The organism is Hyphomicrobium facile (assembly GCF_900116175.1).
GTDB lineage: Bacteria > Pseudomonadota > Alphaproteobacteria > Rhizobiales > Hyphomicrobiaceae > Hyphomicrobium_B > Hyphomicrobium_B facile.
Map to the genome: position 1 here is coordinate 438,405 of NZ_FPCH01000002.1, position 21,190 is coordinate 459,594.

General features: G+C 56.1%; 16 protein-coding genes. 8 read left to right on the forward strand and 8 right to left on the reverse strand.

Features of this window, described 5'->3' with window-relative positions; all coding sequences use genetic code 11:
* Positions 1–306: 306 nt before the first annotated feature.
* Complete coding sequence (locus tag BM399_RS21360) at positions 307–753, reverse strand: transaldolase family protein (RefSeq protein WP_280140555.1); 447 nt, start codon at positions 751–753, stop codon at positions 307–309.
* Between the two features lie 230 nt (positions 754–983).
* On the opposite strand from BM399_RS21360, the gene BM399_RS09105 reads away from it, so the two are divergent.
* From BM399_RS09105 to BM399_RS09115, 3 genes are all read left to right on the forward strand, one after another.
* Complete coding sequence (locus tag BM399_RS09105) at positions 984–1,193, forward strand: cold-shock protein (RefSeq protein ID WP_092867278.1); 210 nt, start codon at positions 984–986, stop codon at positions 1,191–1,193.
* 336 nt (positions 1,194–1,529) lie between these two features.
* Positions 1,530–1,877 (forward strand): GNAT family N-acetyltransferase, encoded by a 348-nt coding sequence (locus tag BM399_RS21590; protein WP_425284072.1) that lies wholly within the window; start codon positions 1,530–1,532, stop codon positions 1,875–1,877.
* Positions 1,878–2,188: 311 nt separating this feature from the next.
* On the forward strand, positions 2,189–2,977 hold the full coding sequence (locus BM399_RS09115) for a DUF2092 domain-containing protein (RefSeq protein WP_092867281.1): 789 nt from the start codon (positions 2,189–2,191) through the stop codon (positions 2,975–2,977).
* A 9-nt stretch (positions 2,978–2,986) separates the two neighbouring features.
* Here BM399_RS09115 and BM399_RS09120 read toward each other — a convergent pair whose 3' ends face one another.
* The 5 genes from BM399_RS09120 to BM399_RS09140 form a co-directional block, all read right to left on the reverse strand.
* Positions 2,987–6,166, reverse strand: a complete 3,180-nt coding sequence (locus tag BM399_RS09120; RefSeq protein ID WP_092867283.1) for an efflux RND transporter permease subunit — start codon at positions 6,164–6,166, stop codon at positions 2,987–2,989.
* Positions 6,167–6,169: 3 nt separating this feature from the next.
* Positions 6,170–7,291, reverse strand: a complete 1,122-nt coding sequence (locus tag BM399_RS09125) for an efflux RND transporter periplasmic adaptor subunit (protein WP_092867285.1) — start codon at positions 7,289–7,291, stop codon at positions 6,170–6,172.
* Positions 7,292–7,339: 48 nt separating this feature from the next.
* Positions 7,340–8,164, reverse strand: a complete 825-nt coding sequence (ppk2, locus tag BM399_RS09130) for a polyphosphate kinase 2 (RefSeq protein WP_092867287.1) — start codon at positions 8,162–8,164, stop codon at positions 7,340–7,342.
* 149 nt (positions 8,165–8,313) lie between these two features.
* Complete coding sequence (gene cax, locus BM399_RS09135; RefSeq protein ID WP_092867289.1) at positions 8,314–9,375, reverse strand: calcium/proton exchanger; 1,062 nt, start codon at positions 9,373–9,375, stop codon at positions 8,314–8,316.
* Between the two features lie 25 nt (positions 9,376–9,400).
* Complete coding sequence (locus BM399_RS09140; RefSeq protein WP_092867291.1) at positions 9,401–11,188, reverse strand: SulP family inorganic anion transporter; 1,788 nt, start codon at positions 11,186–11,188, stop codon at positions 9,401–9,403.
* Positions 11,189–11,888: 700 nt separating this feature from the next.
* Between BM399_RS09140 and BM399_RS09150 the strand changes: the two genes are divergently transcribed.
* The 5 genes from BM399_RS09150 to BM399_RS09170 all read left to right on the forward strand — a co-directional run bounded on the left by BM399_RS09150 (position 11,889) and on the right by BM399_RS09170 (position 16,202).
* Positions 11,889–12,317, forward strand: coding sequence for a hypothetical protein (locus BM399_RS09150; RefSeq protein WP_092867295.1), 429 nt, complete (start codon positions 11,889–11,891; stop codon positions 12,315–12,317).
* Between the two features lie 531 nt (positions 12,318–12,848).
* Positions 12,849–13,949 (forward strand): glycosyltransferase family 2 protein, encoded by a 1,101-nt coding sequence (locus BM399_RS09155; RefSeq protein WP_092867297.1) that lies wholly within the window; start codon positions 12,849–12,851, stop codon positions 13,947–13,949.
* A gap of 6 nt (positions 13,950–13,955) precedes the next feature.
* Positions 13,956–14,567: a class I SAM-dependent methyltransferase gene (locus BM399_RS09160; RefSeq protein WP_092867299.1), complete on the forward strand. Its 612-nt coding sequence runs from the start codon at positions 13,956–13,958 to the stop codon at positions 14,565–14,567.
* The gene (locus tag BM399_RS09165) at positions 14,564–15,466 is read left to right on the forward strand and encodes a glycosyltransferase family protein (RefSeq protein WP_092867301.1); all 903 of its coding nucleotides are present in this window, start codon (positions 14,564–14,566) and stop codon (positions 15,464–15,466) included. The genes BM399_RS09160 and BM399_RS09165 overlap by 4 nt, the downstream gene beginning before the upstream one ends.
* A 10-nt stretch (positions 15,467–15,476) precedes the next feature.
* On the forward strand, positions 15,477–16,202 hold the full coding sequence (locus tag BM399_RS09170; RefSeq protein WP_092867303.1) for a class I SAM-dependent methyltransferase: 726 nt from the start codon (positions 15,477–15,479) through the stop codon (positions 16,200–16,202).
* Positions 16,203–16,536: 334 nt separating this feature from the next.
* Here the strand turns inward: BM399_RS09170 and BM399_RS09175 are convergent, their stop codons facing one another.
* The gene (locus BM399_RS09175; RefSeq protein WP_092867305.1) at positions 16,537–19,731 is read right to left on the reverse strand and encodes an efflux RND transporter permease subunit; all 3,195 of its coding nucleotides are present in this window, start codon (positions 19,729–19,731) and stop codon (positions 16,537–16,539) included.
* A 28-nt stretch (positions 19,732–19,759) separates the two neighbouring features.
* Positions 19,760–20,875, reverse strand: a complete 1,116-nt coding sequence (locus BM399_RS09180) for an efflux RND transporter periplasmic adaptor subunit (RefSeq protein ID WP_244531170.1) — start codon at positions 20,873–20,875, stop codon at positions 19,760–19,762.
* Positions 20,876–21,190 lie beyond the last annotated feature (315 nt).

Below are 21,190 nucleotides of genomic sequence, written 5' to 3' on the forward strand. Positions count from 1 at the left end.
ATAGCTCCGCTGTGCGTTCGCTTTATGCGGCCACACAGTCCACTCATCGATGTATGTGAGGACGTCCCGGGTCTGGTCGCTTACTGCTTGGTCAAGGGGCAGTAACGACGGCCCGGGCCAAGACATGTTTGACGAAGCGCCGAGCGATAGAGAGGGTAGGAAGCTGTAACATGCTGCTGAAGATAGGCAGAGTTTGGAGGAAGTCAACTTTAAGCCGGCGTTGCCGAACAGCTCAGCAAGTGGCGCACAACGCGCCGCCAATTCTCGCAATTCACGGGCGGACGCATCATGAGTTCGCTGACTGGATTACTTCGTCTCGCCGCGCGCCGTTCCGGCTTTTTTTCGTGCGTAGAACTTCGCAGGCGCTTGCTCAAACTGATCGAGTAGACGGCAGTGTGGTGGCGGACCATCAACCGCTCGGAGATGTCCTTGATGCCCAACTCGCGCTCTGACCCCAGGATTGCAGGCAACGCCTGATACTGGTGTTGACTGAGGCCGGCCTTGGACCGCAAGCTCAAGTTCGGGCCGGACACCAATCCCAACAGCAACGAGATCCGCACCAAGCCGCGCGCCGTTCTTCAGCGTGACACCGGTCTCGTCGATGATATTGATATTGAGACCGGCGCCGATCAGCTTGCGGATGGCAGGAGTCCCCGCAGGTGTGCCGGGGACTTTCACCATGAGGTTCGGGCGGCCGACTTCGGTCCAAAGCATTTTTGCTTCGGCAACCGTCGTCTCAGTTCGTGATGAGATACTCTGCTTGGTGAAATGAACGGCGCTGCGGTTAAAGCTGTTTGAAACGGTCTACCCTTGTAATTTTCGGAACAGGTACTATGTAAGGCATATCGGTTTTGGCATCTTACGCCGTTTGCCCCCAGTTATCATGGGCGCTCATTCAGACGAAATCCAAACATCGACGCTCATGATCAACCGCGCGCAAGCGTTGCTGATTTTTATTTCTCAAGCGAAAGAAAACGAAAACAATGCAAGTTGGTACCGTTAAATTCTACAACGATCAAAAAGGCTTCGGCTTTATCGCGCCGGACAACGGTGGTCCGGACGTGTTTGTCCACGCGACCGCTCTTGAGCGCGCCGGGATGCAAAACCTCTCCGAAGGTCAGAAGGTCTCGTTCGACACCGAGAAGGACAGTCGTTCGGGCAAGATGGCCGTCGGGAACATCGCCGCCGTCTAAGTCGGCTGCTGTCCGCTCATCATTTGATCGCGATTGATCGCGACCGACTTTTGAGTGCAGGCAACGCCTTAAGCTTCAGGCCCCGCTACTGGATGCCAGTGGCGGGGCTTCCCTTTTGCGGGGCGTTTTACGGGGGCGCACGCGAAAAGCGGCGTCTTTGATGGAGCGTGCATTATCGAAAATCGAGAGGCTATTGGCCTTATCGGCAGTGCCGCCGTCGGCAGCGACAGTACGCGCATTCGCGTTGCAACTGTCGGCGATCTTGCGGAGATCGTTACATGCTTAGAACTGGCGTTCGCGTCGTTTAACGAATTTGAAGACAGCGAAGATGCCCCACTGCCCGACGACCTAGAATCGCAAATTATCGAGGGTTCGGTCCGTCTGATCTGCAACGGGACGCAGGTCCTTGGCTACATCTCGTTCTGGCCCGTTGCCCATCAGATGTTCATAGACACACTGGCTGTATTGCCCACGCATCATCGGCAAGGACTTGGCAGCAAATTACTAGCGTTTGCGGATATGGAAACTTTGCGGCTCGGTTTCAAAGCAGTGACTCTGTTTACCAAAGCCAGGATGACGGGCAACTCGCAGTTCTATCAAAGACGGGGCTACCGAGAGACCGGGCGCTGTGACGATGACGGTTTTTGCCGGGTATTCTACACGAAGACGTTTCAACCGCGGTAATTGCAGAGGCAGTGCTCTATGCGCCGTCGTTTCCGTGGCTCCCAGCGAGAAGCGGAAGAGAAGCGGGCTCGCCAAGTTCTGCTACGACCCGAAGCAGACACTATCAGTTCTAGGGGACAGACCGTCGCGAGGAAGAAAAATAGGCTATCCGGAAGCCGGCGGCGTAAATCAGTGCCTGACGGAGTGAAAAAAATTTACCAAATTCACTCGCATCGCGACGCAACGACAACGGATCCGTTTGACTAGAGGTAAGGCCCGGCTGAGAGTGGAGAAAGACGGGCGGGGTACTGCATATCCAGAGCGAGGCGGGTATGAAGTGGCCAATCACTTTCCCAAGATTTCTTTCAATTCGATTTCTGACGTTCCTGCTTTCCTTCAGCGTGTTTCCGATAACCATCTCCGTTGCGCAAAGCGTGCCGCAATCGGCTGCGCAACAAGCGAATGCGGACGACACGAGGGCAGTCTTCAAGAGATTGAACGACTATCTGAGAAGCAGCGACGTTCAGTTCCAGACGTCCTACGATTCGCGCAATACGTCGCTTGGCCCTTCTCGAGGCACGGCCAGGTTTTTTGTAGCGCGTCCGAACCTGCTCAGAGTTGAACTCTCCGGAAACGGCTTTGCATATTTGATCGTGTCGGACGGAACGGTGTTCACAATTTACGACGAGAAAAAGCGAAAATACGCGCAGCTTCCGGCACCGGAAAAGCCGATCCAGGCCGTAAACCTATTTACCGGCTTAGCCGTGTTTGAAGCGCAGGTGCTTCGATTTCTCGGCGCCATTAGCGATGTCGCAAATGGCGATCCGAGCGTGAGGACCGATGCCGGCGGATTGGAACGCGTTCAGGATGCGCAATGCAATCGATACAGCATCGGATATGCATCCGACCGGGATGCGGACAAATGGGATGTTTGGCTTGAGAACAGCGGTGTTCCACTCCCCTGTAAGAGTGTGTTGATGAGCCAGAACAACGGGAATGTGCAGACAAACCTGTACGATTGGACGAATGGCCGATCTCCGCCCGATACCTTCACGTTCAACCCACCGGCAGGAAGCACGAAGGTCGGCATTGGTGATTTGGATATGCGGTCGCCATACTGAGGCGAATTCCTAGCCTTGCGTCGGTACGCCATTTTGGCGCTGCGCCACTCCATTGCCCTCACCTTCGACGCGAGGACGAGAGGCTGGCCGCAGCCGCTCGCGCAGCGCTTGAAATGTGACGTAGAGGGACGGTATCGCGAAAATGCCGATGACGGACGCGAAGATCATTCCACCGAATACCGGAGTTCCGACGTCTCGTCGTGCAAGTTCCGAAGCGCCTGTTGCGATGACCAGCGGCAGCAGGCCCAGTATGAAAGCCAAGGACGTCATCATGACCGGCCGGAACCGCAACCGGCTGCCTTCGGTCGCGGCCTCGCTGAGAGCGACGCCGCGTTCTCGTTGATCCTTGGCGAACTCGACAATCAGAATGCCGTTCTTGGCGGCGAGACCGATCAGCACCACCATTCCGATCTGGCCATAGAGATCGAGGGTCAGACCGCCGATGACGATCGCCGCAAAGGCCCCAAAAACACCGATGCTGACCGACAGCAGAACCGGAACCGGAATGACCCAGCTTTCGTAGAGCGCGACGAGGAACAAATAAGCGAATAGCAGCGCAAACCCGAGAATGATCGGTGTTTTGCCCTCGGCGCGCTTCTGCTGAAACGCCGTGTCGGTCCATTCGCCTGCATAGCCCTCAGGCAGCGTGCGTGCAGCAACCTCCTCCATGGCGTTGAGGGCTTGTCCAGATGAAACGCCCTGTGCGGGGCTGCCCTGAACAGTCGCTGCTCGGACATTGTTGTAGCGAATGATTGCGGGCGGGCCGATGACGGGGCGAACCTCGACCAGACTACGCATCGAAATCATTTCGCCTTTCGAATTGCGTACATTGATCCGGTAAATATCGCTCACGCTTGTTCGATCTGCGGCGTCAGCCTGCACTTGGACTTGCCACGTACGGCCATAGAGATTCATGTTGTTGACGAAATATCCGCCGAGCGAAGCCTGCAGCGCTTGGAACACGTCGCTTAGCGACACGCCGAGAATCTGCACCTTGTCTCTGTCGATTTCGAGATAGAGCGAGGGGTTGGTCGCTGAATAGGTGCTGAACACGCGAGATAGTTTCGGATCTTGATTGGCGGCTACGAGGAGACCGCGCATTACCTGCGCTAAAGCCTTCGGGTCGCTTCCGCGCAGGTCTTTCAGCACGTACGTAAAGCCACCGCCGGACCCAAGGCCGATGATTGGTGGGGGTGCCAAAGGCACGACGGTGCCGCCGACCAGTTCTCTAAATTTCGGTCCGAGCCGCGCGATAAGCGCGTTCGCGCCCTGCGAACGATCCTGCCGCTCCGAAAACGGCTTGAGCGTAACCACCATAAAACCAGCGTTTGCCTGCGAATAGTTGTCGATGAAATTGAGGCCGATGACCGAGGTGACATCTTCGACCGCCGGCTCCTCCTTCAGAATCGCTTCCGCGCGTTTCATGATATCCGTGGTGCGAACGACCGAGGCGCCGCCGGGAAGCTGAGCAATGACGAACAGCGCACCTTGGTCGTCCTCGGGTAGGAAGCCGGTTGGCGTTATCTTCGCCAAGCCGGCAATGCCGGCGAGCGCAACGGCAACAAGAACCAAGCCGATCAGGGAGATCCGCAGCATGCGAGCAACGGCGGCACCATAGGCGTCTCTGATATAGTCGATCCCCCTCATCGCGGCGCCGATGAGCCCTCTTCGAGGTCCATGGTGCGGCTTCAGCAAGATTCCGCACAAGGCGGGGGAAAGCGTAAGTGCGTTGATCGCGGAGAGAAGCATCGATACCGCGATCGTCACCGCGAATTGGCGAAAGAGCTCGCCGGAAATTCCCGGAATGAAAGCAACGGGCACGAACACGGAAAGCAGCACGAGCGTGATTGCTATGATCGGCGCTGTGATTTCCGCCATGGCGAGCTTGGTCGCCTCGGCGCTTGAAAGTTCGGGACGCTCCTCCATCACGCGCTCGACGTTCTCAACCACGACGATCGCATCGTCGACGACGATACCGATCGCCAGCACCACAGCGAGCAACGACACGGTGTTCGCGGAATAGCCGATAGCGAGCAGAACGATGAATGCGCCGATCAAACTCACGGGCACGGCGAGAGTCGGTATCAACGTTGCCCGGATGCTGCCGAGGAAGAGATAGACAACGATGACCACCAGAATAAAGGCTTCGATCAGCGTCTTTTGTACTTCGTGGATTGTTTCGGTTACGAACTCGGTGGGATCGTAGGTGACTTTCCAGACCAGATCCGGCGGAAATCTTTTCTCAGCGTCCGTCAGCTTCGCACGGACTTCCTTCAGGGTTGCGATCGCGTTGGCGCCGGGGGCCTGGTAGATGGCGATCACCGCTGCGGGAGAGCCGTTGAAAAGCGTTTCGCGATCGAGGTTGGCTGCGCCGAGTTCGAGGCGAGCGACGTCACCAAGCCGCAATACCGAACCATCCGGATTCGTCCGCAACACGATCTTCTCGAAATCCGCAACGTTGTTGAGGCGTCCTTTCGTCTGGATGTTGAGTTGTAGTTGTTGCTCGTTGGAGATCGGGCGCGCGCCGATGCGCCCGACAGCGGCTTGAAGGTTTTGCGCATGGATGGCGTTTATAATATCGCCAGTCGTAAGGTTCAGACCGGTTAGCCGGTCAGTTCGAACCCACGCACGCATGGCATAATCCTGCGGCCCCCAAAGCGTGGCGTCACCGACACCGGGCGTACTTTTGATCTGATCGAGAAGGTTGATCGTGACATAGTTCGAGAGAAATAGCGGATCGTAGGTATGCTTCGGGGAATAGACCGCCAAGACACCAAGAAGTGCGGACGACTTTTTCTTTACCGAAACACCCTGCCGTTGGACTTCCGGCGGCAAGCTGGAAAGCGCGACTTGAACTCTATTGTTGACGTTGACCGTGTTGATATCGGGATTGGTGCCGATCTCGAACGAGCAGATGAGCGTGTAGCTGCCGTCATCGCCACTCACGCTCTTCATGTAGATCATCTTGTCGACGCCGACGACCTGCGCCTCGATGGGCTGCGCGACAGTCGCGTCGACGACCGATGAATTAGCGCCGGGGTACGTGGTCGTGACCTGCACCTGCGGCGGAACGATATCGGGATACTGGGCGACCGGTATCGCATATAGAGCGAGCGCACCGGCGATTGTGGTGACGATGGCAATGACGATTGCGAGACGGGGACGGTCGACGAAGAGCGCGGAGAGCATCGGTCAACTCCGATCGGCGGTTCCGGGCAAAGGTGTTGCGATGACCGATGATCCCGGACGGACCGACTGCAGGCCCTCCACAATCACCTTCTCTCCGCCTGATAATCCTTCATCGACTACGATGTCGCTTCCACTCTCGCTGCCCGTTTTGATCCGCCGGACCGATGCTTTGCCGTCATCGACGACGAAGACGTAAACGCCTTGCTGGTCTGCAATGAGAGCCGCCTGGGGGACGACGACTTTTTCCTTGGGCTCGCCGGATTGAATGGCAACGCGCACCAATTGCCCGTCTATCAACGCGCCGGCCGGATTGGGAAACTTTGCGCGCACGAGAACGGTGTCGGTCGAGCGATTGACCGTGACGTCCACAAAATCGATGGTGCCAACGTGGTCGTATGTACGGAGATCGGCGAAGCGCAAGGTCGCCTTCAGTTGCGTGACGTCGAGCCGTCGCCCGCTCTCCTGCACACGTAAAAACTCCCGTTGGCTGACTGGGAACGTAACGTACATCGGATCTTGGCTGACGATGACCGTCAGCGGGCCGGTCTCCGGGCTAACGACATTTCCTTTGGTCACGGCCGTCCGGCCGACTTTTCCGGCGATCGGTGCTGTGATTTCGGTGTACCCGAGGTTGATCTTGGCCGTATCGAGAGCCGCTTGGTTGACGAGAATGGTTCCCTTGGCTTGATCGTCCGCCGCGACGGCCTGGTCTCGCGCAACAGCGGTGCCGGCGTTTTTCTCGTAGAGGTCGCTCGCTCGTTTGAGCTGAACCTCACTCAAAACCTTGGCGGCTTTACTGCGCTCCAGCGCCCCCGCAGATTCGTTTACCGCCGCTTTGAAGAGCCCGCTCTCGATGCGATAGAGAGGCGCGCCGACGTCGACCATGTCGCCTTCTTTAAATAGAACCGCTTCCAGGTAACCCGTAATTCGCGCTCTGACCTCGACACGGTCGATCGCTTCAACGCGCCCCACAAAATCGAGAGCTGATGATACGGGTTTTCGCTCAGCGCTTGCTACGCCGACGGAAATTTTCTCCGGTTCGCCTTGTTGTGCGTAAGCCTGTTGTGCATGTGCTTGGGAGGCCGCGATGCCCAAAACCAAGACCGCGATATTGGTAAGGCGCATTTCGGCCTCCCTTAAAATTATCACCGACCGATGTCGGATGCTGCTGAACTAATGCGGCTCGGGAATAAATTTGAAGGGATATGCATCGCCGGAATCGCCGACATGCCTCTTCGGCAGCTTGACCTTGTCACGCTTTACTTCGACATAAGGAATTCGGCTCAGAAGATGCTCGATAATATTCAGCCGCGTTCGTCTTTTGTCATCCGATCGCGCCACATACCACGGTGCCCAGGCTGTATCGGTCGCCGAGAACATCTCATCTCTGGCACGTGAATAGTCGTCCCAGTGGGTGTAGGATTTCAGATCCATCTTCGACAGCTTCCAGATCTTTCTACCATCGTCGATGCGCTCCTCGAGCCGCTTCGTTTGCTCGTCAGGACTTACCTCCAGCCAGTATTTGATGAGAACGACGCCGGAGTCGACAATCGCTTTTTCCACTTCCGGCACGATCTTCAGGAAGCGCTGCGCTTGTTCTTCCGTACAGAAGCCCATCACGCGCTCAACGCCTGCGCGATTGTACCAACTGCGATCAAAGATCACGATCTCTCCACCCGCTGGGAGGTGAGGTAGATAGCGCTGAATGTACATTTGGCTCTTCTCGCGCTCCGTCGGGGCGGGAAGCGCGACCACCCGAAAGATGCGCGGACTTACTCTTGCTGTTATCGCCTTGATGGTGCCGCCTTTGCCGGCCCCATCACGCCCCTCGAATACGACGCAGATCTTCTGGCCTTTATGGCGAACCCATTCCTGCAACTTGACGAGTTCGACGTGAAGCTTCTCAAGCTCGCGCTCGTAGTCCTTGCGCTTGAGCTTAACATTGTGTGACGTCGCTTCTTCGTACGAATGAGCTTTAGCGTCTTTGCCGCGTTCCATGTGAGTCCTCAGCCAAACCGAGTGCCCAACCGTCGCCAATTCCAGCCCGAGCCGATTGTGGCTGATAAAGGCCGTGCTTGAAACAACTCTTCATGTTTTTCGCTACTAATTCGCTATTGCGCCGCGGGAAACGAACAAGAAGCGACCGCTTAAGCTTGCGGCGTCAGATAGAACGCAAGGCCGAGTATCAGGTAAACGGCGAGTAGTTGAACGCCCTTTAACCAATCTGACCGGCCGTCGCCCGCGACTTGCCCTGTAATCACCACCGCCACAAACACAGCGAGCAGCAAGCCCTTCCCGAACAGGAGATCCATGGGCTGAGGTCCAACAAGCAAGCTCGCCAGAACAAGGACAGGCGCCACGAAGAGCGCAACTTGAATACTCGATCCAATCGCAATCGATAAGCTGAGGTCCATCCGGTTCCTCACAGCTGCGGTAATGGCAGTCGAATGCTCCGCTGCATTTCCAATTATGGCGATGACGAACACACCGACGAAAATGTTGCTCAGTCCGAACGCGTGCGCTGTCGGCTCGACCGTGCCAACCAGGATCTCGCTCAGCCACGCAATTGCAACGGTGCAGGCTGCAAGGACCAAGAGCGATTGTGCGAGCGTCCAGGGCTGCGCCTGCTCGCCGTTCTCCGACGCCTTCGCTCCACGAAAGAAGGTCGGATGAGTCCATAAGGAGAATACGAGAAACATGGCGTACACCGCCAGAAGCACGAGAGATATCGAAATGCTCAGTGCGCGCTCTCCTCCGGCATACTGCCCTCCCACCAGAACACTGTAGGCGGCGGGAATGACGAGCGCGATGACCGCCAAGGTCAGCATCGTCGCCTCGGCGCGGGCACCGACAAGATTAAAACTCTGCTCTCGATAGCGCAGGCCGCCAGCCAGCATGGCAGCGCCAAGCACAAGAAGAATGTTTCCGACGATTGAGCCGACAATGGTCGCCTTGACGACATCATGAAGTCCGGCGCGCAAGGCGGCGAGAGAAATGATCAACTCCGCGGCGTTGCCGAATGTAGCATTGAGCAGCCCCCCAACGCCTTCGCCGGACCGGTCCGCAAGCTGCTCGGTGGCACGCCCAAGCCATCCCGCTAAAGGAAGTATAGCGATCGCCGCCGAAGCGAAGATCAGCGCATAATGGCCCGGTGCGAAGTGGTTAAGTGCGATCGCGACAGGGCCAAAGACCAGCAACCAATTCGGCATCGTTTGTCTCCGCGGTTCGCGATGGTCACGGACACCTGTCCTCCCAATCGACCCAATCGACAGGATGAGCGTCCAGGTAGGCGCCGACGGCTGCGCCGACAGTCGGAAAGAACGACTGCTCACCGAGCGTTGTGAGCAACCCGAAGCGCTTCAACTTGTCTTTGACCGGGTCTTTCAACTCCGCAAACAAAAGCTCTATGCCCGCCTCTCGCAAGGTGCTGTCGAGTTCCGCCACCACGTCCGCCGCGGTGACGTCGACGCTTGTTACCGGCTCCGCGGCAACGACCACCCACCGCACAGGCGTCCGCGAATTCTCGACAGCGGCAATCACACTTTGCTGAAACAGCTCCGCGTTCGCGAAAAACAAGGGTGCGTCCCACCGGAAGAGCACGAGACCGGGCACCTGCCGGGCCTGCGGATATCGAACGATGTCGTGGTAACCTTTGACGCCTTCCGCCCGGCCGAGAATGGCGAAGTGGGGCCGCCAGGCATCCCAGAGGAATTCGATGACGGCCACGATCACAGCGAGCGCGATCCCCTGGATGGCACCGAACACGGCGACGCCAGCAAAGCATAGCATCGACAGCCAGAACTCCCATTTCTGCATGTGATAAATGCGGATCAAATCTTTGACCTCAATCAGCCCAATGGCTGACGCAATGACGACCGCGGCGAGTGCGCTCATGGGCAGGTGCTGCAGCAAATTCGGCGCCGCTATGATGAGAAGCGCTACCGCAATCGCTCCTACCACGCCTGTCATTTGCGTCTTTGCGCCCGCCGCCTCTGCGACCGGGGTGCGAGAGGAGCTGCTGCTGATGGGAAAGCCCTGAAAGAACCCGGTCGCGAGATTAGCCGCTCCGAGACCGATGAGTTCTTGATTGGGATTGACGTGCGTTCGCGTGCGCGCAGCGTAGGCGCGCGACAGAACGCTCGTATCGGCAAAAGAAATGAGAGCGACGGCGAGGCCGCCGGACAGAACCGCCGAAACATCCGCGGTTGAGATCCACGGCACTTCGAACGCGGGCAGTCCCTGCGGTAATGGCCCCAGCACGGACACTCCGGCGTTCTCGGACAAGCCGAAGATTCCGACGACAGCCGTCGCTCCGATGACGGCGATCAATATTCCGGGGACTATTTTGAATCGCTTGAGGATGAAAATCACAGCCAGGGTTGCGGCTCCGACGCCGAAGGCAACCCAGTTCACCCGTCCGTTGACTATGCCGTTACCGATCGCCCAGAGGTCCCGCAGCGGACCAACATCATCGACCGAGAAACCCAGAAATTTCGGCAGCTGGCTCAGCAACACCGTCAAGGCGATGCCGTTCATGTAACCGTAGCGGATTGGCTTCGACAGAAGCTCCGTCACGAAGCCCAGTCTCGCCAATCCCGCTCCGATGCAAACAATGCCCGAGACGACGGCCATTGCACTCGCAAGGGCCACCGCGCGCATTGAATCGCCTGCCGATAGGGGCAGTACGACAGCGAGAATGACGGCGGCGAGCGATGAATCCGGTCCAAGCACAAGGATGCGGCTGGGACCGAGTGCAGCGTACACGAGCAACGGGATGATGGTCGCGTATAAGCCATAGATGCCCGGCACGCCCGACGCGACGGCATAGGCAATACCCACAGGCACGAGCATCGTGGTGAGCACCAAGCCGGCGACGATATCATGCCTCAGCCAGCCGGCATCGTATTCCTGTAGCATTCGAATGCCGGGAATCCAACGCTTCAGGCCTGACTGATCAATAGCGTCGTGCCGACGCGATAAGCGGCCTTTTCCGGATGCGGGCGCGGGCGGATCAATGTTCATCTCTGGCGCCCTGAAAGCGCAGTCCAACAATCGCTTTGCAAACTGCTATCTCACAATTGCGCTGTTGAGCAGCGGCCGCAAGAGAGAGATGTTCGTAGCGCTTCTCACCGGAGCCCTCTTGCAATGCACAAGCCAATCCCGCTCGCGCCATCGCCGGATCGCTGATGGTAAAAGGCGTTCGGCCATAGTTGAACAAAATCCCGAACCCCATCATTGATCTTTGTACTGTATTTTAATTAATCGATTGCGAGCGACTTTCGCGAAACCAAATCCGCTTCGAAATGGGATCGGAGCACTCGACTGCAAAGCTTGGGATCGAGCGGCAAGTTACGGATTTTTGGCTATGTCGACCAACTATCGTTAACCTGTGAGATCGCGCCGAGCTTTGATCTGCAAACTGCCCGTTAGCTATTTATCGAACTCCTAATCTTGATTTCGATCGACGTCGTCATATGCTTCAAAGGGTTTGCATGCAGGCTGATCAATTGGAGCAACCGGATATGGCAGATCCAACGATCTCAGCCGTCCGAATACCAAGCAGCACGTGGCCTCTCGACTTCGCCCGGGACGCGTGGGCGTATCCGATCGATGCTTGGCAGCGCGGCATTCTCTTTCTCGACGCGCTTGCAAACAGTCAGAAGTTCGAAGCATCACCGAGAAAGCAGCTTTCCGCCGGCCGAAGACAGAAGGAGATGAAAGCATGCCTGGACTGTTGCGACCCGAAGATCTGCAGATGATCGCCTCCGACGCGGAAATGGAAGAGCTGAAGCGCGAGCAAAAGCTCAGTCAGAGCCAAAAACAGCAACAGCGCGAACTGCGCGAAGCCTTCATGTCGCGCAAAGTCGCGCCTGAGGCGGTCGAGCGCATAAACAATGCCGTACGCATCGCAGCTCAAAACGGACATCATCACCTTCAGGTCATTACCTTCCCATCGAGCTACTGTAGCGACGGGGGTCGACGCATCAACATAGCGGATCCCGAATGGCCGACGTCGCTAACCGGCTTCGCCAAGGATGCGTTTGAATTCTACGACGAGCAATTGCGGCCACTTGGGTACAGGCTTCGTGCTGAAATCGTAAGTTTTCCCGGTGGAATGCCTGGTGAGGTGGCACTCTCCCTCGTGTGGTGACTTTTCTTCGGCAAAGAACGCAATGGGCGGGAGGTCTAGTCGGCAAGTCGTGGAACGACAACGAAGTCAGCGATTTGGCGGACGCGCTCGATAAGCTTGTTGCGTACTTGCGCGAGTAAGTCGTGTCCCACGCCAATCGATGACATCCATTTTGTATGGGTTATGACGTTCGACGCCAATTGGCGCGACGGCGGAAATGCCGTTTAGAGCTCGGGTGTGGCGACCAGAAGTTTCGAATGATCGTTCTATTGCGGATCTCAACGCGGCAGATCCTTTTTTGGAAAGGGATGATCCGAGTACCGAATTTTGGGACTTCGCGAGTCCAATCTAATCAATAGAAGTTATGCGGTATCTATACATGTGTGGCCGTATGGCTACCGGCGTGACAAATCGTATGGGAAGGCCGCAACGCTGTCTTGCGGTACGCGGACGATTATGTTGGTTCAGAGATCATCCGAGAAATGCGCCGGTCGTCGTAACTATCCTTAAGCGCGGGCGCACGTCTTGTGTTACGCGCGAGGGAACGGTTTGATGAATACAGTTTCAAATATCGAAGCGGCGTGTGTAGCGTCTTCGAGTTTTGACGATCAATTTCGAGTGCCGTCAGTCTCTGTCATCCTGACGAATTACAACTATTTGAGCTTCGTCAAAGCTGCCATCGAGTCTGTGGCACGACAAACCTATCCACATTTCGAATGTATAATAGTCGATGATCGCTCCCGCGATGGGTCGGCCGAGTTCATCACGACATTCCTACGCGAACTTAATGACGATCGGTTCCGCTTTATCCGATTGGGCTCCAATCTTGGTCAAATGGGCGCGATGCTTGCCGGGCTTGAGAATTCGTCTGGCGTGTTTGTGAGTTTTCTTGACGCGGATGATGTCCTATTGCCCAACTTTTTGGAAGTTCATATTCGTGCGCATCTAAATTCTTCGTTTTCCGCGGGCATCACGGCCTCGGACAGTTACCAGATCGATGAGGACGGGCAAATACTTGAATCGACCTTCCATATGTTGGCTAAAAATAGGACGCCGGATTCAAGCTCTGCTTCCAAGCTCATCCCCGTTACGGCGGTTCCGGTTTCCGTGTCGACCGCAGTTGAGCGCCATCCAAGCGCTCAGATGGAGTTCCTCTATCTCGAAAGGGGCGTTGCCGGCTGGAATACTTCCGCATGCTCTTCGCTAATGTTTCGACGCGATCTTCTGCGTTTGATTTTGCCGCAAAACATTGGTCCCTTCCGGATCTGTGCCGACTATTTCTTTGCAACCCTCGGTCATTTAATTTCCGGCACGATTATTGTGTCGGAGCCGCTGGTAGGGTGGAGGCTTCATCGGAAGAATAATTTCAGCAAGAATGCAATTATCGGTGGCCGATATATGCCCGCCACGTTCGATCGGTCCAGCGCATTGAATTTCGAGATAGCAAGATATGTGATGACCAACTTTGACCGACTTTCTCCCGTGATCGGAGCAACGTTATGCAAAGATATCGTAAGGAGATTTGTCTCGAAGAAGCGTTTATACAAAGCCACAAAAGGTGCGAATTCGTTTCGGAGATATATGGGGAGCGGCAGCGACAGGAAATTCTGGTGGAAGTATGCAGTGTACCATCGGTATATAAAAAGGCACTGAGGCGACATGATCGATATGAATATTCCTGGTCAGATGAATTATGCGGAGTTGGATTTTCTTCAAACTCTGGCCCGCAAAGTTCCATCAAAAGGCGTCGTCGTGGAATTGGGTTCATTGTACGGGCGTTCATCATTCACTTGGGGAACTTCCGTAGATCCAAGCGTAAGCGTGTATTGCATTGATCCGTGGGAGCGCGACGGATGGATAATGGACTTGGTTGAAAAGTGTATTCCTAGTTGCCCGCCTTTTGGTCATGAGGCTTTTCGGCGTTTTACTCGCGGAATTCCGACGATAATGCCCATCATCGGGAGAAGTCCAGATGATGTCAGAAATTGGACTCGCGCGGTGGATGTTTATTTTGATGATAGCATGCACCACAATCCGTATTTCAGAGATAATTTGTATTTCTGGTTGGCCTTCATGAAGCCCGGTGGAATTATGTGTGGGCACGACTATTGCGCGAAATGGCCTGACGTTTGTGATGAAGTTGACCTGCTTGCCGAGAAGCTAGGTGCGTCGGTGGGCGTCGTGAATTCGGTCTGGTGGTTAGAGCTCCCTCAGAAATTGCCTGTGAAGTTTCAATTCAAAAAGTTCATGTCAAAGTTTGGTCTAGCATGATAAAAACTGCTGTTGTTTTCGCCACTGACGAAGTCTTCGCACCCCTAGCAAAAGGTCTTGTACTAAGTATCATTTCAACCACGAGAACCGATGAGTTTGCGTTGAACATGGTGGACATTGGTTGCTCGCCGTCTACCTTGTCGTGGATGCAAGAAAATGGTGTGTCCGTAGCACAATTTCGTCGAGATAAATTCCTCAGATCGGGCAAAGCGCCGTTAAAACCCTATCAGGATGCTCAATTGTGTCGGCCGTTTCTGCCAAATCTATTTCCCAATTTCGATGTCTACCTGTGGTCGGATTCCGATATCTGGATACAGTCACCTGATTCGCTACGTCTTTACAGGGATTTGGCAGCTCAGAATAAGGGGAAACTCATTGTTTCCCCTCTTGTCGATGTGTCGTATAGATATTTTTATTCCAATTGCACCGAGTTTAGTGGTTATAATTATCAATGGTATCGAGATACTTACGGACACACTCTTGCGAGTACGTACGCTAATAAAGCGGTGCTTAGCTCTGGTTTGTTTGGACTCCATTCGGAGAGCGATTATTGGGATCGGTGGGCCTCCGAAGTAAGCAGAATCGTGCAGCGTGAATACGAGTCGCACCATTCTTTGCATTTGGCGGAGCAAACCGCTTTGAACTATCTCGCATACTCAACGGACCAATTTCTCCCCGTTTCGGCGATGCATAATTACAATTGCCATATGGGAGAGTTGGTGAGAAAGGGCGCTAGCGTTTTGGTGAACGTAGCGCCATATCCGGCGGTGGGAGTTATTCATCTTACCTATGCGAGCAAGATGATTGGTAGCTATATCGAAAATGGGCTATTGTACGATCGCGGAAATTATCTCTCGTTAGAGGAAATAGAGCGTCTAAAGCGCATCGGGCATTACTAGGAATTTGCGGATGGTGGACTACACAAATGCACTAAATATTCTGACGGACACAATAAAAGAGGCGACTGATTCCACGGTCCAGGCTGGTCCATTTAAGGGGATGAAGCTTCCCGACGATAGTTCGTGGTACGGAGGTGATGTTCTTCCAAAGTTGCTCGGAGTGTACGAGTCGGAAATCCAACTTGCTGTTGAAGATTTCATTAGAAGGCCCGCGGATCTCGTAGTTAACTTGGGATGTGCGGAGGGGTATTATGCTGTCGGGCTGGCGCGTCGGCTTAATTGCCCCGTGTACGCCATAGATAAGAGTGAGAAGGCGATCGAGGTTTCTCTGAAAGCAGCTGAGTTGAATGGTGTCGCCGACAAGATTCGGCTGAAATGCTCAACAGCTCGATTCAGGCAAATCTCAGGCCTGTTAAGTAACGCTGACCGTCCTTGCCTTCTGGTGGATTGCGAAGGCGGAGAAAAGGACATTTTCTTTGTTGACGCCGATTTTAGGGTTTTCGAGCGTTCTCAAATCATCATCGAATGCCACGAGCACGTGGAGAAGAACATCGCTTCCAAACTGATCGACCGCCTCATCCCGTCTCACGAGTGCCGCCTAATTCGACAGGGTTCGCGCAACCCGCATGAATTGCCTCATCTCGCAAATGTTTCCGAAGCAATTAAGTGGCTCGCTATATCGGAAAATAGGCCCGAAACTATGCAATGGTTAGTCGCTCATCCTAGGCCCAGATGATTTTGTAGTTTAGGCGTAATCACTGTAGGTAGGTTATCGGAGCGGGCGCGGACATACCTGCCCGTCAATCTGCGAGAAGGCCCATGAGTTGTAAATCAATGGCCATTCCGACCTTCTAAGCCAAACATCTACCGCCTCGCATCTATGGCTTAATCGATATGTTTGAACGGAAGCAGTCCGCTGACTTTTAATCAGCGTGTCCACAGTTCGAGCCCGTATTCATCCACCAATGCCTTGCGTGCTTTCACGGAGGGGAAGGATCAGCTCCGACGCGATTCCGCTTTTTGATCTGTAATGCAGGCACCGCCCGCATATCGTTCGATGTCGTATAAGTTTAAGCTGACGGAGCTCCTGTTGGTTTTGGCGCATGAGCCCCCTTTTCTTGCGTATTGGCTCCGGGTGCGAGCGTTCGGACCAGCACGTAGAAGACGGGCGTGAAGATCAGGCCGAAGAACGTGACACCGAGCATCCCTGAGAAAACCGCCGTTCCGAGCGATTGCCGCATCTCGGCGCCGGCGCCTTCCGCGAAGACCAGCGGCACAACGCCAAGGATGAAGGCGAGCGACGTCATCAGAATGGGACGGAGCCGGGTCCGAGCGGCTTCGACGGCTGCGTCCACACGCGATAGCCCGTTATCCTCGCCCTGCTTTGCGAACTCGACGATCAGAATGGCATTTTTGGCGGCGAGACCAACGAGGACGATGAGGCCGATTTCGACGAGGACGTTGCGATCGAGTCCGCGAAGATTGACACCGATCATCGCTGCGAGAATGCACATCGGCACAATAAGAATGACCGCCAACGGCAGCAGCCAGCTTTCGTAGAGGGCTGACAGCAACAGGAATACGAACACGACCGACAAGCCAAACGCCAAGATCGCCGTATTGCCCGCAAGCTTCTCCTGAAGAGCGATTTCCGTCCACTCGAAGCCGAAACCCTGCGGCAAAACCTTGTCGGCTATTTGCTCCATCGTGGCGATCGCGGTGCCCGTCGAGTAACCCCGGGCAAGCTGAACTTGCACTTCGGCGGATGGGTAAAGATTGTAGCGCGGAACGCGATAGGCGCCGGTTGTGTCCTGGAAGGTCGCGACTGAGCCGATAGGGACCATGTCGCCGTCGTTGTTTCGCGTCTTCAGATTGGAAACGTCGCGCAGCGATAGCCGGAACGGATTGTCGGCCTGCGCCGTCACGCGATAGGTGCGGCCGAGGATGTTGAAGTCGTTGATGAAGGCCGACCCCATATAGACCGACAGCGTTTCGAACACGCGGCTGATGGGAACGCCGAGCTGCTCAGCCTTCGTCCGGTCGATGTCGGCATAGACTTCGGGCGTCCGCACATTGAAGAGCGTGAAGGCCTGTGTGAAGCCCGGCATTTGGCCGGTCGTGCCAGCCATGGCCCAGGCTGCGCCTTCCAGGGCCGGCAGCCCCCGGCCCGCTTTGTCCTGAACATATCCTTTGAGACCGCCGCCCGTGCCGATGCCCGGGACGGATGGCGGTTCAAGAACGAATATGAAGGCGTCCTTGATCGACGCCATCTGCTGGCGGAGGTCGGCGAGAATGGCGTCTTTCGTCAGGCCGCTCGCGATCCGCTCCTCGAAAGGCGCGAGCGCTACGAACACGACGCCGGTGTTTGGCGCGTTCGTGAACGTGGCGCCGTCGAATCCGACGAATTCAACGGCATTCGTTACACCCGGACGCTTCATGATCATCTCGGAAGCACGCCGCACCACAGCGTCGGTCCGGCTCAAGGTCGATCCTGGGGGAAGCTGGAAGACTGTAATGAAGTAGGCACGGTCGAGCTGCGGGATCAGGCCCGTCGGGGTCGAGGTCAGGCGCTCGTATGTGACATAGAGCAATCCGGCGTAAACAATGAGCAGGACTACGCCGATGCGGATCAGATGGCGCGCCAGCCAAGCATAACCGTTCGAAAGCGCCCCAAAAGCCCAGTTGAAGCCAGCAAAGAACCAGCGGACCGGAGCGCCGATCACGTTCCCGATCGAGCCCTTTTGGGGGGTGCGATGCGTATGCGGTTTCAACAACAAGGCCGCCATCGCTGGCGACAGCGTCAGCGAAACCAAAAGCGAAATGGCTGTTGATGCCGCAATGGTAATCGCGAATTGCTTGAAGAACGAGCCTTGTAGCCCGGTGATGAAAGCCGTCGGCAGAAAGACGCCAATCAGCACCAAGGAAATTGCGAGCAGCGCGCCGCCGACTTCGTCCATCGTCTTATGGGCGGCCTCCTTGGGAGACATGCCGGCTGCGATGTAGCGCTCGACGTTCTCGACGACGACGATAGCGTCGTCAACGACGATACCGATAGCCAGAACCAGCCCGAACAACGACAGCGTGTTGAACGTGATTCCGACCAAGCTCATGATGAAGAACGTGCCGATCAGCGACACCGGAATTGCCAGGATCGGAATGATCGCCGCGCGCCACGTCTGCAGGAACAAAATCACGACGAGGACGACCAGCACGAGAGCTTCCGCCAGCGTGTGGATCACGGCGTCGATCGAGAACTGGATGAACTCGGTCGGATTATAGACGACCGTATAGCCGACGCCCGGCGGGAAATCCTTTTTCAGATGCTCCATCGCACCTTTAACGGCCGCGGCAGTCGCAAGGGCGTTGGAGCCGGGCTTCTGGAAGATAACGAGAGCCGTCGCCGTCTTATTGTTGAGATAGGCGTTGACCGTGTAATCCTGCGAACCCAGTTCCACGCGCGCTATGTCTCTGACACGCACCACCGAACCGTCGGGCTCGGCATGAACCACGATGTCTTCGAACTGATCCGTCGAGACGAGACGCCCGAGGGTCTTGACGTTGATCGTGAACGCGCCGTCGGAGGTCGCCGGCGGCTGGTTTATCGACCCTGCTGCGACCTGAAGGTTGGCGGCCTGCAGAGCCGACACGACCTCGCCGGCGGTCAGACCGCGCGACGCGACTTTGTCGGGATCGAGCCAAATCCGCATCGAGTAGTCGCGTGCGCCAAGCACGTTGACGTCTCCCACGCCGTCGATACGCGTCAGCACGTCTTTCACATAAAGCGTCGCGTAGTTCGAAATGTACTGCTGATCCCGCGTGCCATCGGGCGAGGTCATGTGCACGACCATCATCAGATCGGGCGAAGCTTTGCGCACCGAGATGCCGAGCCGGCGTACATCCTCAGGCAACCGCGGTTCGGCAACGGCGACCCGGTTCTGCACGAGAACCTGCGCTTCATCGACGTTCGTGCCGGGCTTGAAAACGACGTTGATCGTCAACAGCCCGTCGCCGGTGGATTGCGAATTTATATAGAGCATGTTGTCGACGCCATTGACCTCCTGCTCAATGGGCGTGGCGACTGTTTCTGCGATCACCTGGGCAGACGCGCCCGGATACGTCGCGTGAATGGCGACGGTCGGGGGCGCAATGTCCGGATATTCTGCGATCGGCAGCAGTTGCACCGAAATGAGCCCGAGGATCGTAATGATCATCGACACCACGGCCGCGAAGATCGGCCGGTCAATAAAGAAATGTGAGAGGCGCATCGGGCTTTCGGCGTCTGGGGGCTGAGAACTAGTTCTGGGCGGTTTTCTCGACGGGCTTGATCGTTCCGTTCGTTGGCGCGACTTTCGTTCCCGGGCGTACAGCGGGATTTGCGACGCCCTCGATGACAACGCGATCGTCGGCCTTGAGACCGGCCTTGATGACGCGCAGGCCCTCGTACATCTGACCGAGCGTTACCGGAGTCGCGGCGATGACGTCGTCGGCGTTGACCGTGTAGACGATCTTGCGGGCTTGATCGGAGATGATGGCCGTATCGGGTATCAAGAAGGCGTCGACATCGCCGCCATAAAGCGCGATCCGGGCGAACAGCCCAGGTGTCAGTAGATCGTCCTTATTGCTGAGGATCGCTCGGCCGCGGATGGTGCCGGATCGCTGGTTGAAGGCGTTGTCGACAAAATCCATGACGCCCTCATGCGACCACTCGCTTTCGTCGGCGAGCTTGACGCGGACCGGATTGGCTGCGACCCGCGATGAAGGGCGGACGCCGGACTGATTGAGCCGGGCGTAGCGCATATAATCCGCTTCAGATGCATCGAAGACGAAGTGGATGGGGTCGGTTGTGACGATTGTCGCCATCAATGTCGAATTGACCTGACCGCCGAGAACGAGGTTGCCTACATCGATTTTCTTATCCGAGATTCGACCGGAAATCGGTGCGCGCACTTCGGCCCATTCGAGGTTGAGTTGGGCTGACCTAAGCTGAGCCGCAGCTGACATAACCTGTGCCTCAGCGACACCCAAAGTCGACCTTCGCTGCTCGAATACCTGCTCGCTGAGTGCCTTCGATTCGACCAACGGCGCGGCGCGATCGACATCGGCCTTTGCGAAGTCGACTTGCGCCTTGGCGCGTGCGACCTCGGCTTTTGCCGACTCGACGGCGATCTCGAAGGGACGTTTATCGAGAGTGAAGAGAAGGTCTCCTTGCTTGACCGTCGACCCTTCCTTGAAATTCACCTGGTCCACATACCCGCTGACGCGGGGCCTCAGCTCGACGCGGGCCACGGCTTCGAAGCGGCCGGGATATTCGTCCCAGGTCTTGATGTGCTTCAAAAGGGGCGTTGCGACTGTGACGGGAAATGCCGGTGGCGCAGTCTGGGAGCGAGCCGGATCGGCTTGCGAAGTCATGAATGCGATCGCGACCATTAAAGCCATAGCAACGCTGTGACGGCATTGAGAATTGTGGCGCGAAATGCCGGTTTGCATCTTATGAAATCCGCATCTGCAAAAGATCGAACTGAGAGGACGAGCGCTTTCCACATTGCACAGTTAGGCAAGGAAGTCTGCATGCTGATTACAATTTATGCGATGTGAACGATCAAAGTACACCGCCGTAGAGATCACGCAACATGGTTCGAACACGAAGCTCTTCGATTAAGGCGAGGAAAGGTGCGTAGAAGTCAGCGAACGGTCATAGGCTCCAACAGAAAGCAATAACGCGAA

Excerpts from the sequence above, each read along its gene's own strand:
- BM399_RS09105 (WP_092867278.1), top strand. The coding sequence starts at position 984 with ATGCAAGTTGGTACCGTTAAATTCTACAACGATCAAAAAGGCTTCGGC.
- BM399_RS09115 (WP_092867281.1), top strand. The coding sequence starts at position 2,189 with ATGAAGTGGCCAATCACTTTCCCAAGATTTCTTTCAATTCGATTTCTG.
- BM399_RS09120 (WP_092867283.1), bottom strand. The coding sequence starts at position 6,166 with ATGCTCTCCGCGCTCTTCGTCGACCGTCCCCGTCTCGCAATCGTCATT.
- BM399_RS09125 (WP_092867285.1), bottom strand. The coding sequence starts at position 7,291 with ATGCGCCTTACCAATATCGCGGTCTTGGTTTTGGGCATCGCGGCCTCC.
- ppk2 (WP_092867287.1), bottom strand. The coding sequence starts at position 8,164 with ATGGAACGCGGCAAAGACGCTAAAGCTCATTCGTACGAAGAAGCGACG.
- cax (WP_092867289.1), bottom strand. The coding sequence starts at position 9,375 with ATGCCGAATTGGTTGCTGGTCTTTGGCCCTGTCGCGATCGCACTTAAC.
- BM399_RS09140 (WP_092867291.1), bottom strand. The coding sequence starts at position 11,188 with ATGAACATTGATCCGCCCGCGCCCGCATCCGGAAAAGGCCGCTTATCG.
- BM399_RS09150 (WP_092867295.1), top strand. The coding sequence starts at position 11,889 with ATGCCTGGACTGTTGCGACCCGAAGATCTGCAGATGATCGCCTCCGAC.
- BM399_RS09155 (WP_092867297.1), top strand. The coding sequence starts at position 12,849 with ATGAATACAGTTTCAAATATCGAAGCGGCGTGTGTAGCGTCTTCGAGT.
- BM399_RS09160 (WP_092867299.1), top strand. The coding sequence starts at position 13,956 with ATGATCGATATGAATATTCCTGGTCAGATGAATTATGCGGAGTTGGAT.
- BM399_RS09165 (WP_092867301.1), top strand. The coding sequence starts at position 14,564 with ATGATAAAAACTGCTGTTGTTTTCGCCACTGACGAAGTCTTCGCACCC.
- BM399_RS09170 (WP_092867303.1), top strand. The coding sequence starts at position 15,477 with ATGGTGGACTACACAAATGCACTAAATATTCTGACGGACACAATAAAA.
- BM399_RS09175 (WP_092867305.1), bottom strand. The coding sequence starts at position 19,731 with ATGCGCCTCTCACATTTCTTTATTGACCGGCCGATCTTCGCGGCCGTG.
- BM399_RS09180 (WP_244531170.1), bottom strand. The coding sequence starts at position 20,875 with ATGACTTCGCAAGCCGATCCGGCTCGCTCCCAGACTGCGCCACCGGCA.